11 protein-coding genes are annotated in these 13,884 nt (G+C 57.1%); 6 read left to right on the plus strand and 5 right to left on the minus strand.

Annotation, left to right across the window (positions count from 1 at the left end; translation table 11 throughout):
- Positions 1–11 precede the first annotated feature (11 nt).
- Genes ACR0AO_RS21900 through ACR0AO_RS21915 form a run of 4 tightly spaced genes read right to left on the minus strand, consistent with a single transcriptional unit; the run spans position 12 to position 6,485 of the window.
- Positions 12–2,051, minus strand: coding sequence for an oxidoreductase (locus tag ACR0AO_RS21900; RefSeq protein WP_480608517.1), 2,040 nt, complete (start codon positions 2,049–2,051; stop codon positions 12–14).
- Position 2,052: 1 nt separating this feature from the next.
- Positions 2,053–3,288, minus strand: coding sequence for a Tm-1-like ATP-binding domain-containing protein (locus tag ACR0AO_RS21905; RefSeq protein ID WP_480608519.1), 1,236 nt, complete (start codon positions 3,286–3,288; stop codon positions 2,053–2,055).
- A gap of 24 nt (positions 3,289–3,312) precedes the next feature.
- Positions 3,313–5,763, minus strand: a complete 2,451-nt coding sequence (locus tag ACR0AO_RS21910) for an FAD-dependent oxidoreductase (protein WP_480608521.1) — start codon at positions 5,761–5,763, stop codon at positions 3,313–3,315.
- Positions 5,760–6,485 carry a helix-turn-helix domain-containing protein gene (locus tag ACR0AO_RS21915; RefSeq protein ID WP_480608522.1) on the minus strand — a complete coding sequence of 242 codons (726 nt, stop codon included), beginning with the start codon at positions 6,483–6,485 and terminating at the stop codon, positions 5,760–5,762. The genes ACR0AO_RS21910 and ACR0AO_RS21915 overlap by 4 nt, the downstream gene beginning before the upstream one ends.
- Before the next feature lie 149 nt (positions 6,486–6,634).
- Between ACR0AO_RS21915 and ACR0AO_RS21920 the strand changes: the two genes are divergently transcribed.
- The 5 genes from ACR0AO_RS21920 (at position 6,635) to ACR0AO_RS21940 (ending at position 12,184) form a co-directional block, all read left to right on the plus strand.
- Positions 6,635–7,576 carry a tripartite tricarboxylate transporter substrate binding protein gene (locus ACR0AO_RS21920; protein ID WP_480608524.1) on the plus strand — a complete coding sequence of 314 codons (942 nt, stop codon included), beginning with the start codon at positions 6,635–6,637 and terminating at the stop codon, positions 7,574–7,576.
- A gap of 67 nt (positions 7,577–7,643) precedes the next feature.
- Positions 7,644–8,180 (plus strand): tripartite tricarboxylate transporter TctB family protein, encoded by a 537-nt coding sequence (locus tag ACR0AO_RS21925; protein WP_480608526.1) that lies wholly within the window; start codon positions 7,644–7,646, stop codon positions 8,178–8,180.
- Between the two features lie 9 nt (positions 8,181–8,189).
- Complete coding sequence (locus ACR0AO_RS21930) at positions 8,190–9,713, plus strand: tripartite tricarboxylate transporter permease (protein WP_480608528.1); 1,524 nt, start codon at positions 8,190–8,192, stop codon at positions 9,711–9,713.
- A 3-nt stretch (positions 9,714–9,716) separates the two neighbouring features.
- Entirely contained in the window at positions 9,717–11,204 is a 1,488-nt protein-coding gene (locus ACR0AO_RS21935) for an aldehyde dehydrogenase (RefSeq protein ID WP_480608530.1), read from the plus strand.
- Positions 11,201–12,184: a GlxA family transcriptional regulator gene (locus tag ACR0AO_RS21940; RefSeq protein ID WP_480608532.1), complete on the plus strand. Its 984-nt coding sequence runs from the start codon at positions 11,201–11,203 to the stop codon at positions 12,182–12,184. Before ACR0AO_RS21935 ends, ACR0AO_RS21940 begins: the two co-directional genes overlap by 4 nt.
- A 1-nt stretch (position 12,185) precedes the next feature.
- Here ACR0AO_RS21940 and ACR0AO_RS21945 read toward each other — a convergent pair whose 3' ends face one another.
- Positions 12,186–12,938 (minus strand): IclR family transcriptional regulator, encoded by a 753-nt coding sequence (locus tag ACR0AO_RS21945; RefSeq protein WP_480608534.1) that lies wholly within the window; start codon positions 12,936–12,938, stop codon positions 12,186–12,188.
- Between the two features lie 601 nt (positions 12,939–13,539).
- Here ACR0AO_RS21945 and ACR0AO_RS21950 point away from each other — a divergent pair.
- Complete coding sequence (locus ACR0AO_RS21950) at positions 13,540–13,743, plus strand: hypothetical protein (protein WP_480555544.1); 204 nt, start codon at positions 13,540–13,542, stop codon at positions 13,741–13,743.
- The last annotated feature ends 141 nt before the right edge of the window (positions 13,744–13,884 follow it).

Consider the following 13,884-nt stretch of genomic DNA (forward strand, 5'->3'; position numbering starts at 1 on the left):
TGATCCTAGGGTCAGAGAAAGAGTGTCGGCCGCTCACGTTTGAAAATGCGATCTTCGGGTTCTGTGCCCAGGAGCTCACGAGCATGGCGGTGGCCGGAATAGATCGCCGCTTGAATGGTGCCAGGCACTTCGGCGTCGCCGATCACCCGATAGGGAGTGCCCTGTGCATTCAGTGCTTCCGCCAGTGAGGTTTCCGGTCTGCGGATGGTGACCGAAACAAGCGTTTCAGACTGAATGGCGGCAAGGTGTTCGCCGGTATCTGTTCGCACTACTTGCAAGGCGCCATCCTGCCAGCCCAACGCTGTGGTATTAGGATAGGTTCGCACCCCCGCCGCAGCCAGTTCACGCAGCATACGGGGCTGTTCCAGAGTGTTGCCCATCCATCCTGCCAAGGAAGGCAAAGGAGTGACGATGTGAACTTCGTGCCCTTTGGCAGCCAAATCAACGGCCAGAGCATTGGCCATGTAGTAATGGTCGTCATCATAAATCACGACCGGTCCCGAGATCTCGGCACCGTCCAAGATGTCGTCGGGTGTCATGGCTTTAGCTTCAAAACCAGGTATCGGTGACAAGTTGGACCGGCCCCGCCCGTCCGACAGCCACCGCGCACCTGTGGCCAGAATGATCTGGTCGGCGCCGAAGTCACCAATGGATTCAGCATCCAGTTCGCTGCCCGTGTAGAGGTTCACGTTGCCCATCTGTTGCAACTGGTAGAGACGGTATTCCTGCACGCGGCCCCATGTGGCATGGTTCTTGATCGCCGCCTCGCGGCGAACGCGTCCTCCGAGCTCCTCAGCCTTATCAGCCAGTGTCACCTCATGACCTGCCCTGGCAAGTGTCAGTGCAGCTTCCAGTCCGGCGGGGCCTCCACCAACGATCAGAACGTTTTCAATAGCCTGTGCCGCCGGCACTTTCTCCGGATGCCATCCACGCCTCCATTCTTCGGACATGGTGGGGTTCTGCGTGCAGCGCACGGGGACACCCGCCAGTTCAGTCGAAACACAGACGTTGCAGGCGATGCATTCACGAATATCCTCGATCTGGCCTTCGCGGATTTTCGTCGGCAAGAACGGGTCGGCAATGGATGCCCGCGCGGAGCCGATCATGTCCAACACCCCGCGTTTGATCTGGCCGACCATTGTATCGGGGGACGTGAAGCGTCCGACCCCGAGTACGGGCTTGTTCGTGACCTGCTTGACGAAAGAGGTAAACTCCTCTTGGTATCCTTGGCGCGCGTAGCGCGAAGTCGAGCTGTCTATGCTCCAACCGGAAACGTTTACATCCCAAAGGTCGGGCAATTCAGCCAGGGCTTCGACAACATCACGCCCTTCTCCGTCGCAAGTTATCCGCTTGGGACCAGAGGCCTCATGCACAGCAAATCGCAAGGCAATAGCCATGTCGCCAGCAGCTTCCTCCTGCGCCTCTTCCAGAACCTCGCGCAGGAGACGCAAACGGTTTTCAAAGGAGCCACCGTATTCATCTGAGCGGTGGTTGTAGTGGGGCGACAGGAAATGCCACAGGATCGAGGCATCGTGGCTGGCATAGACGTAGGCAACATCGTACCCAGCCTGTTTCGCCCGGCTGATGGCAGCTCGGAACGATGCGCGCAGGCGCTTGATATCAGATTTGTCCATCGCTTTGGCGCTGTAGGGCATTTCTGGTTTCAGCGTCGGCAGCGGTGACGGCCCCAGTGCCGGGTACCCGTTTTCGATCCCGCGTGAGCGGATGCCGGTGTGGGCCAGTTCGATCGAAGCAAGGGCACCATGGGTGTGGATGCGGTCGACCGATACAGCGTGGACCTTGACGTCCCCGTCGTCCCAAAGCCGCTCGTAAGGCAGGCCTGACAAGTCCGAGGTGGGGTCGATCTCGCTCAATTGCATACCGATGATGCCCCATCCGCCCTCAGCACGCGTCTCGCGGATGCCAATGGCACCATTTGGCATCAGGTAACTGTGCCCATTGGCATAGGGCATCATGACGAAACGGTTAGGCGCCGTGACAGGACCGATCCTGACCGGATCGAACAGGATATCGTACTGATCAGTCAACATGTCAGTTCACCTTGATTGTGCCGTCCGCGACCCAAGCATCGAAAATCTCAAGCACCTTGCTGACGAAGGCGTCGTCGTTGATGTGGCAGTCCAACTCCGAAAAGATGACCGGGTCCGTCATGACTTTGCGCATCTCGTCACAAAACTCGGCGAAGGCTTCAGGATCGTGGGCTTCCTGGCCCGCGCGGTCCCATTCCTCGATTCCTTGGTTGGTCAGGATGACATGGGCGGGCGTTTTGCTGGCCTTTATCCGCTTAGCCATTTCCCTTGCGGTTTCGCGCCGTTCCTCGGCATTCAGCCCAGAGGACTTGATCAACCGATTGTGCGCATGGAACGGGCGATCCTGATACCGCTCCGGTATTTCCTGCCACCCGGCAAAGTCGATCAGGTCGATACATCCCGGTGCGATAATTTGAGGAATGCCCTTCCGGCCTGCATTTAGCATCCTGTCTTTACCGCCGTTGATTACTGAACCAACCATCAGGTTGCCCAGTTCCGGCAGAGCAAAATCCATCACGCAGGCAAAGCCCCCCTCGGCAGCGATGCTTTCGAACGCTGCGCCGCCCATGCCCGTTGCGTGGAAGATGGCAACCTCAAATCCGCGATCCTCCAGCGCCGGCTTCAGTGCCCTCATGTAGCTTAGGCAACTGGATCCAAGCGAGGTCATGCCGACTACCGGGCGGTCCTTCACCGGCGGTTCGACCAGGCGCGCTGCCCCCAGAACCGCGCCAGCTGCCTGTGACAGCGAGGACTTGCAGACCGAGTTCAACCCATAAAGTCCGCCTGCCCAAAGGATCATCTGAATGTCAGCGCATAGGCGGTCTGCAGGAATTAAAGGGCTGAACGAGACCGTCGAAACCACGTATTTCGGAACACCGAGCGGCAACGCCTGACAGACGTCCAGCGCAAGGTCGGTTCCCATCGTGCCACCAAGGATAACCACACCATCGAACTTTCCCTCGGCATAAAGACGTGTTGCCAGCGCACAGGCGCCTTGGGCCATTATTTGCATGGCCGAGTTCTCATCTCCGCTGTCAATCGCAGCTTGGATGGAGGCCCCTCCAGCCTCGGCCACATCATGTTTGGAGTGATTAGTGGGATTGACCGGGTCGCCCAACACACTGACATCCATTGTCAGGACGCCACCGCCGCCCGCACGGATGCGGCTAGCCATGTAATCCAGTTCGTCGTTCTTGGTGTCAAAAGTGCCAATGACCAGGATAGTTTTGTCAGGCATGTTTCTCTCCTCCCTGCTCGCGTGTTAGCCGCGCATGATGTCGCCGTTGGGGTCATAGAATGGTGCCAGTTGCGCCTTGATCGGATACATCTTGCCGGCAATCTGAACTTCAAACCCGCCTTCTTCGATCCAGATTTTTGAGACACCCTCAGGGTTTTCCAGCGACGCCAACCCAATCATCTGCCCGATGCGCACCCCCCAATCTCCTGAGGTCACATGGCCGACGATGGCGCCGTCCTTCCAGATCGGCTCGTTGTGAATCAGATAGGGACCATCCTCCGCCGTTAGGCCTGGAACAAGAATCGAAACGGTCCGGTGTGTCGTGGCGGGGCCCGCGGCTTTCTGAGCCGCAAGCGCATCGCGCCCGAGGAAATCGGTCTTGTCGAGTTTCACAGCAAAGCCGAGGCCCGTTTCGTAGGGCGTATCGTCTTCACCTATGTCGTGGCCAAAATGGCGAAAACCCTTCTCCAACCGGCAGGCATTCATTGCAAACATGCCCATCGGACGCAGACCATGAGGCTTGCCAGCCTCAATCAGCGCCTCATAAACCCCTGCCATGAATTCGGTCGAGACCATTAACTCAAACCCCAATTCCCCCAAGAAGGATCTACGGATAACCCAGCCCCGAGCATGAGCGATGTCGACTTCTTTGGCGGCGCCGAAGGGGAAGGCTTCGCTGGACAGGTCGTCACCGCTAATTGCTTGCAGGATTGTCCGCGACTTGGGCCCGTGGATCGTTAGCAGGCCGTAGGAAGAAGAGGCGTCAAAAATCTGAAACTGCCAGTCGGCGTCAGCATTTTGCTTGATCCAATACTGATCTCTCATCTGGCTGGGGTGACCGGTGACAACTATGAACGCCTGGTCACCGGTGCGGGTCACAGTCACGTCCGCCTCGATTCCACCACGAGTGTTGAGGAATTGTGTGTAGACCGACGTTCCAACGGGCACATCCATTTCTGCCCCGCTAACTCGGTTCAGCGCCTTGACCGCATCCCGCCCCTGCACAAGTATCTTGGCATACATGGACTGATCAAGGAGGACTGCCGCGTCCCGCGCCGCAATACACTCGTCGCGCACATGGGCAGACCATGGCTTCCACCGGATCGAGGGTTCATCCCGCCAATCCGCGCCGTAGTACATAGGGACTTCCCAACCGATCCGCTCAGCAAACTGCGCCCCCGCTTCTTGGAGGCGATCATGTAAGGGCACCCGCCGTACACCGCGCGCCGAGGTAACCTGGCGTCCAGCCCATTGGAGGCCGTAGTGGAAACCCACCGCCTCGGCCACGCGTTCGGCGTTGTAGGCTGTGTTTCTCTGGAATGGATGTGCGCGCACCGCCAAAAGCGGCAGCATTGAGCGTGACGGCATGCCATCAATGATCCACTCCGCCATGGTCAGACCGACGCCACCCGAATTTAGGATGCCGTTAGAATTCATGCCGGTGGCCAGGAAAACCCCTTCGATCTCTGACGACGGCCCGAGGTAAGGACGCCCATCCGGGGTAAAGCTTTCGGGACCGTTGAAAAAGGTCTGAATGCCCATGTCGGCCAGAGCTGGCATCCGGGCGAACATGCGTTCCAGCTCAGGCTCCACATGCTCCATATCGAACGGCAGCTCGTCGAACTCGAAATCTTCCGGAATGCCGTCACGCCCGTAGGGTTTGCCCAATGCTTCGAACCCGCCGATCAGAAGCTTGCCGGCATCCTCTTTCCAGTAAGTGCGCTCCTCGGCAATGTTCAAAATCGTCTGGTTCCGGGGAAGATCGGCCACCGGTTCGGTCACGATGTAGAAATGTTCTGCGGCGTGCAACGGCACTGTTACGCCATGAGTCTTGGCGAACAGGTGGCTCCACATACCGCCAGCGACCAGAACTATTCCCGTGGCAATGGTGCCACGATCGGTCTCGACCCCAGTCACCTTACCTTGATTCAGCACCAGGCGGGTGACCTTGGTGTCCTCGAAGACTTGCGCACCCAAGGTGCGCGCGCCCTTGGACAGTGCAACTGTGACGTCCAGGGGGTTTACCTGACCGTTTGACGGGACGAAGAAGGCTGACCTTACATCCTCGACTTCGACTTGCGGCCAGTGCTCCAGCAACTCTTCCTGCGATAGCATCCGGGTTTCGATACCCATGCGCGCCGCATGATCATGACTGCGCAGGAGCTGTTCGTGCCTCACTTCACCAAGTGCAATATTGATCGTGCCATTCTGCTTATAACCAGTGCCCTGTCCGGTCTCGAGCTCCAGGGATTGAAAAAGCTTTGCGGTGTATTTTCCCAGTTCGGTCTGCGAAGTGCTGTCGCGCAGTTGCCCGACTATTCCGGCCGCGTGCCAAGTGGTTCCCGACGCGAGTTTCTTGCGTTCAATCAGTACGGCAGGCACGCCACGATGGGCGAGATGATACAGGGTGGACACTCCGATGATCCCACCCCCGATGATGACAACAGGCGCTTGGTCAGGAAGTGGTCGGGTCATTGGGCTCTCCTGTAGGTGTGAAATTGCTTAGTCCGGCCACCGATCGCCATTGTCGCAGCTGTCGCGGCCAAGGTCAGGGTGGCTTCATGGGTTTGCGCGTTCAGCTGGCGGTCGTCGGTTGCAGGCAGAACCAGGGTAGCCACAAAGGCCAGGTCGCCAGTGCTCCCGAATATCGGCGCCGAGATCGACTGAAGCGCGTCCGCACGGACGCCAGGCGTGTGAGCAAGTCCCTCCGCCCGGCAGGTTTCGACGATTTCCCTATGTGCAGTCGGCGTGTCGAATTGCTGGCCGAAAGCGAAACAAACGATGCCGGTGCTGCTACTATCCAGAGGCAAACGGGCAAAGGCCACGTGTTGCCCGGGGTCGCGGGCATCACCACCGTGGAACAGGGCCACGGGCGCAACCGTGGCTTCAGCTACATCAAATAGTACAGCCCACCCCTTCATTGCTGCCGACAGCGTGCCGACGATAGGCGTGATAATTTCGCGCGCACCTGCGCGCCGCTTGCGCCCTTGCGCCAGCCGGGTCAACGCAGGTCCAACGCGGTACTTTCGCGTTTCCTGATCCTGCTCAACAAAAGAGTTCGATTCGAGTTCGCACAAGTAACGATAGACTGTCGCCTTGTTTTGGCCAGTTGCACGAGAAAGCTCGGTCAGCCCGATTCCCGCTGCGTCCAAGGGGAAATGGTCTAGCATTTTCAGCGCGTTGGAAACGGTTCCCATGTCATCCTCCCTTGTGATTGCCGAGCTTTCAGTGGCTCGGATTGTCTTGAGTGTTGACAGAAACCTCCCGAGATCACAATAATTATCTGCACCAACGGTGACAATAATGAACCCTTAAGGAATCAACAATCACTACAGGGAGACCCCAAATGCTGAAGAAAACACTTGCTGCAAGCTTGCTTGCTGTTACTGCCATCGCACCTGGAGCAGCGCTGTCAGAATACCCTGAGAAACCAGTTGAATTCGTCGTGCCTTGGCCTCCCGGCGATCTTGAAGATGTACTCACACGTATGATCGCTGAGGATTTTCAGGCTGAGTACGGCGTGCCTGCAGCCGTTGTGAACAAGCCCGGCGGTGGTGGCGGCCCCTTCCCCGGCGCAGTTTCCGTCGCAGGAGCGGACCCCGATGGCTATACGATCGGTTCTTTCATTCTGGCGGTGCCAGTCATCGGTCCTCAACTGGGTATTCCAGAGTTGAACCCGAACCCGTTCGAGCCCCTGGGCGCGTTCCTGACCTACCCCTTCGTGATCGTCGCTGGAAAGGATGCCCCCTATGACGACATCGACGGTTTGGCTGCCTATGCGCAGGACAATGACTTAGCCCTAGGCCACTTCGGCGCACCGCTGGTACCTACGCAAGTCACCATGGCCTTGGCAAAATCCAAAGGCTTCAGCTGGAGCACAGACGCAGCCTTTGACATGCTCGACTGCAACTCGCTTGCCTCCGGCGACGTGGACGTGATGAATACAACTCTGCAGCTGGTTCTGCCGTGCAAGGACGAGATCAAGGTGCTGGCATCAATTGGCGGCGAGCGGATCAGCCTGACTCCGGATACTCCGACCGTGTCTGAGATCGCCCCCGCACTGGATATCGCCCTGTGGAATGGCCTCTTCGTTCACAAAGACACACCACAAGACGTGCGCGAAAAGATCATCGCTGTAGCGCAGAAAACCATGTCCTCAGAACGCGCGCAGGAGTTGTCCGCTCAAACCGGTGCCTTGGTCTATTGGCAGAACGCTGAAGAGGCCTCAGCGCAGGTTAAAAGGGATATCGCCACACTCGATGCCATTGGTCAGATGCTGGCTGAATAACGCCCGATCTCCCTAGAGCGGCTGCCGGCCTGTTCAGCGGCCGCTCTCAACTAGACAGGAGCTTCAGATGGTCCGCGCAAAAACCTTACAAGACCTTTTTAAGCGATACCGCCGCCCCGGCGACCTGGTTTTTGCCGTGGCATTCCTGACATTCAGCCTATTCTTGCTGGCCAATCTTGAGGCTCAAGCGAAATGGGGCAGCGGCAAACTGCTTGCACAACCAGCATTCTGGCCGCACCTCGCGGTTGGGTTGATGGTCGGGTTTTCAGCTTTGCACCTGATCGGCTCCCTCGTCTCCCCCAAACTCGACGGACGGTGGCTTGAGGTCGCCTTCTGGATCCGCTCAGCCGAATACGCAGGATGGTTCCTGGCCTATGTGCTGGTGGTGCCGCAGTTGGGATATCTACCATCAACGCTTGTGTTCACAATCACCTTGACGCTCAGGCTGGGATACCGCCGTCCAGCCATGATTGCCGCCGCCGCTGGTGTGGGACTGAGTGTCGTGGTCGTCTTCAAATCACTTCTGCAAGTCAAAGTGCCTGGCGGGCAGGCCTACGAGCTTCTGCCTGATACCTTGCGCACTTTTTTGCTGACTTACTTCTGAGAGACTCAAATGGAAGACTTCGTTTCCGGCCTAAACCTGTTGGCCCGCTGGGACGTTCTGATCGCCCTTCTGATCGGATCGTTGGGTGGTGTCGTCATCGGAGCAATCCCCGGCGTCGGCGCAGCGGTAGCAATTGCAATTCTGCTGCCCGCCACCTTCTCACTTGATCCGTTGGTCGGCTTGACGATCCTTTTGGGTATCTATGGCAGTTCAATGTATGGCGGGGCGCTACCTGCTATCCTAATCAACACTCCGGGCACCGCGGTCAATGCCCTGACGACATACGACGGCTATCCGATGACTAAGCGTGGCGAGGCACGCCGTGCCCTTGCATTGGCATATTCGGCTTCTTTTTTTGGGGGCATCTTTGCCATTCTCTGCCTCATCTTGCTGTCCCCTCTGTTGGCGCTGATCGCTCCGCATTTCGGGTCGCGCGAGATCTTCCTGGCCGCGCTACTGGGGATCATTTTGGTGGTTCTGGCCCACCGGGGGCAGGTCTTGGCCGCGGGTATGCTGGCCGGCTTCGGCATCCTGCTTCACACAATCGGACTGGAGCCTGTGAATTACACCCGCCGTTTCACATTCGACCAGACCTGGTTGGCAGGCGGGGTGGACCTAATCGTTGTCGTTCTGGGCTTGTTTGCCCTAAGTCAGGCCTTCCTGCTGTTAGCTGACAAGGACACCTCGCCCCATCCGCAGCCCGTAAAAGGCGCCATGCTGGGCAACATGAAAGAACTCTGGCTTTACCGCCGTGTCGCCTCGGTTGCCTCTGGCTTTGGTGTGCTGATGGGTATGATCCCGGGTGTTGGCGAATTCACAGCACAATTCCTATCCTATACCTATGCCCAAAAGACCTCAAAAACGCCCGAGGCATTTGGGAAGGGTGCTCCAGAAGGCCTGATCGCCTCAGAAGCCGCCAATAACGCTGTGCCGGGGGCTGCAATGATCCCCTTGCTGGCCCTGGGTATTCCAGGTGAGGCTCTCACGGCGATGATGCTTTCGGTCTTCTATGTCCATAACGTGATCCCAGGGCCGCAGCTGTTTCAGGAGCAAATGGACTTTGTCTACGCGCTCTACATGGCAATGCTGATCTTGAACGTTATCGTGATCATTTTCCTGCTGTTCTCGACCAATATCCTGACCAAAGTCATCCAGATCCCGACCCGGTTTCTGGGGCTGATTATTCTGACGCTTAGCTTCGTCGGCGTCTTCTCATTACGCAATTCTGTCGTGGACTGCGCCATCGCCAGCACCTTCGGGATTTTCGGCCTTGTGCTTAAACGCCTGAACTTGCCCATCGTGCCAATCATTCTTGGCATGGTTCTGGGGGGCATCATGGAGGCGAAACTTCGCACTTCAATGGTGCGGGTGAAGTCTCCGTGGGATTTTGTTGATCGCCCGATCGCTGCGTTCCTGGTGATCATGATCATTGTCGTGATCGGCCTGCACATCCGCACCCTGATGAAGGAGCATCGGGACCGGATTGCCGAGACGGAGCACGATCACGACATCCACACATCACAACAGGGGTAAGTCATGCTGGACCAGAACAAGATCGATACGCTTCGCGCCAAACCCGTTCCGCCGCGTGGGCATCTGATCGACGGGCAAATCTGTAGCAGCCTGACTGGTGAAGTCGCCGATGTGCTTTCACCGATTGATGGCGGTGTGTTGACGACCACGGCAGCAGGGACCGCACAGGATGCCGAACGCGCGGTTTCTGCCGCCCGCGCAGCTTTTGAAGATGGCCGTTGGTCTCGTATGGAGCCAGCCGGCCGCAAGAAGATCATGCACCGCTGGGCCGATTTGATTGAAGCTGAGGCGCTGGATTTGGCGGTTCTAGGAGTCCGCGATAACGGGACAGAGATCGCGATGGCTATCAAAGCCGAAGTCGGATCGGCAATAAACACGATCCGCTACTACGCGGAGGCAATTGACAAGGTATACGGCGAAATCGCCCCCACGGCCACCGATATACTTGGGCTGGTGCATCACGAACCTGTTGGCGTTGTCGCCGTCATTGTGCCTTGGAACTTCCCGCTGATGATCGGGACCTGGAAGCTGGGTCCGGCTATGGCAGCCGGCAATTCAGTAGTATTGAAACCGGCGGAAACGGCGTCCTTGTCGCTTTTGCGCATTGCAGAACTCGCTCTGGATGCAGGGGTGCCGCCTGGCGTTCTCAACGTTGTGACCGGAGCTGGCAGTGTGGTTGGCGAAGCCCTGTCGCTGTCAATGGATGTGGACATCATGGCCTTTACCGGGTCAGGCGGCGTGGGGCGCAGGTTGCTTGAAAATGCATCCCGCTCGAACATGAAACGCTGCTACCTTGAGCTGGGCGGTAAGTCTCCCAATATCGTTTTTGCCGATGCACCGGATTTGTCGCGAGCAGCCAAAGTCAGCGCGTCAGGCATCTTCCGCAACTCGGGCCAGGTCTGCGTTGCCGGATCCCGTCTGTTGGTCGAGCGATCCGTGCATGACGAATTCGTCGCGGAACTGGCAAAACAGGCGAGTGCAATGAAAACCGGCGATCCTCTGGACGTGAGTTCGGATGCTGGCGCGGTGAACAACCTGTCCCAGTTGCAGCAGAATTTGCGCTTTGTCGATACCGCACAAGCCGAGGGTGCAACACTCTACCAGGGTGGAAGCCGCATTTTGGAAAACACCGGCGGATACTATATGGAGCCGACTATTTTGACAGGAGTCAGTCCCACAGACAGTGTGGCGCAGCAGGAAGTCTTCGGCCCCGTTCTGGCCGTCACGCCATTTGATGACGAGGCTTCTGCTGTCGAGATCGCCAACAACACCGTCTATGGACTGGCAGCTGGTGTTTGGACTTCAAACCTTGGCCGCGCGCATCGCATGATCCGGGCTGTGCGGGCAGGGGTGGTTCATGTGAACACTTATGGCGGTCCCGATATCACGGTTCCATTGGGCGGTGTTAAACAATCCGGCAATGGTCACGATAAGTCGCTACATGCGCTCGAGAAGTTCCATGATCTCAAGACAGCGTGGATTCAGCTGTGAAACATGATCGCCAAATCGCCAGAGCCCCTCTCTCAACGCAGGATCAGACGATTTGCTTCGCTTTCATTCTGTGTGAAGGCTTCTGTCTGATGGATCTTGCCACCGCCATCAGCGCTCTTGGCGCGGCAAACCGGGTTGCAGGTACAGAGAAGTATTCCTGGACCATCGCCTCTTCGGGAGGACAATCTGTGTGCTGCTCGAACGGCACCGCCTATCCGGTTGATGTAAAATTAGATGATCTCCCGTTACATGCCCGGGCGTTCGTTTTTGCCTTTGACGACATAATGAGCCGCCATGCTCCCGAAATACTTGGCTGGCTGCGCAAGGCGGCCCGCCGGGGAAACATGATGGGGGCCTTTGGCACTGGCGCCGTGGTTCTGGCCAAAGCTGGTGTTTTGACGGGGCGAGAGTTTACACTTCACTGGAGCGCACGGCCTATTTTCAGCGAGCTTTTCCCACACTACCGCACTCAAGACACACTGTTTGCCAAAGATGGACGGTTCTTCACCTGTGCAGGCGGTCAATCTTCAGGTGATATGATGATTTCCATCCTGTCGGAGGATGTAGATCCTGCCTTTGGTGTGCGCGTGGCGGACTATCTTCTTGGTCCAGCTCCGCGCTCTGCCGGCACACCTCAGCGCCAGGCTGCCGCCAACCGCTATGGCACACGAAATCCTCACTTCCTGGCAATTATGGATGCGATTGCCGCCGACGAGGCAGGCGAGCTGACTATTGACGACTTGCTTAAGAAACACCGCATTTCGCGCCGCCAGCTCGAACGGCTGTTCAAACAATTCTGCAACACTACACCTGCACGCTTCCTTAAGGATGTGCGCCTTGATAGGGCTCGTGACCTATTGGATCAGACCAGCATGAGTGTGCTCGAAATTTCAACTGCCGTAGGCTTTGCCACAGTGTCGAATTTCTCGAAATTGTTTTCCCGGAAGTTTGGTTGTTCACCGTCGCGCTATCGCATGTAACTTACCCTGCAGCCCCGCCCGTCAATGCCACTTCGATCCTTGCAACTGCCTCGCGAAGTGGCGGCAGCAGCTCATCCATCCTCCCCGCATCCATGTTTGAATCCGGTACAGCGATGGCCACTGTACCGGTTGGATCTTCTCCGCCCGTAAAGAATGGCATCCCAACGGAGGCAACCCCTATCTCCAGCGCGTTCCGGCTTTCCGAATACCCATTTGCTCGTGTCTGCTCCAGCTTCTCGAGAAGTTCCGACTTTGAGGTTAGGGTGAAGTCGCTCTCTTTCGTGCGCTTCATGCCCAGAATGCGCTTGCGCGTCGCTTCGCTCGCAAATGCAGTGAAGGCAATGCCCGAGGCGGTGGCGTGATACAAAAGCACCTGTGATCGAATGATGTTGATGCAGTTGCCTTTGTTGGGAAGTTTGTAGCCAATGGTTACCATCCCGGTTGCCCCTGGAATTGCAACGTGCGCGGTGTCGTTTACTTCCAATGCCAGCCAATCCGCCACTTCCTGCGCCGCACGCTCCATTGTAACGGTGTCTTCGCGGATCCGCGCCAGCCTCAAAAAACCATGACCCAGTCTGTATTTGCGTGTTTCGGCAACTTGTTCGACAAACCCGTGTTTGGAGAGCGCCAAGAGCAACCGGCGGGTTGCAGCCTTGTCGAGCCCAGCCATCTGCGACAACTCAGTCAATCCGACTTCCTGGTGTTCCAGCGAGAACTGATCGAGCACAGTCAGTGCTTTGTCCACGGTCTTCATTCGGGCCTCTTGAATGGGCTGTTGGTGTCCGCGCCATGTGTCGCATCTTCACCGTCAGGTGACAATAGTGAACCGGAACCGCACCAAAACTAGAAATGAATTCGGAGACGGCTCCAAGGCCCTGGTTTCTAAAAAATGGGAACGGCAGCTTCCTAAGTCGCGGCATGGATCTGAAGCGAAAGTCTGCTTTCCGCTCGACCTCCCGACGCCCGCGCAGACGCAGCGAAAACAAAGCAGGTGCAGCGAACGGCAGGAACGTCCGCGACCTGTAAATTCCCACCTTAAAGAATGCTGCGCGGTGCGCGAACGGCCGGAACGGCCGCTGCACCGCAACATGAGAATTTGCGCGCGTGCAGAAAAATCTTAGCTGCGAGCGCATGCAGCGAAAAATCACAAGAACCAAGTTGGGCTCAATACCGTCATTTGCTGCATACTGAGCGTATGGCCGCTTTTAATAGGGATCATTTGCCGCTGAGCCTATTATCGCGGCTTATGTCAAATCTGGAGAAGTTCGTTGGATGAGGCCAAAGTCAGCGATTCTTATACCTGAGATTAAGTTCGACCTGCGATGGTTGCCCGGTATTTTAAATGAGGATTTGACATGAAAAAACTTGCAACCATCGACCTGCCCAGGACAAACGCCAACGCCTTTGAAGTGCTGGCGCGCTGTCAGACCGCTGCCGAAAGCGCCGGAGTCGAGCAAGCCAGAATTCAGACTTTTCTGGAGGACGCCGTTCAGGGTGACTTTGAGCATCTGTTGCGTGTGGTGAATTCCTACTTCGAAGTCTCTAGCGCCGGGACTTGATTAGAGAGGGCCTGGTATGCCACCGGGCCCCTAACTCAAAATACTCTCAGTCACCGGTAAGCCTGCCTAGCAGGCTGGCGGCTCATTTTGTGTTCGAGAATCTGGTCATCGCCCACGAAAAAACGGTGCGAGTTTCCGACA

The sequence above is a fragment of the Ruegeria sp. AF8 genome, assembly GCF_056541825.1.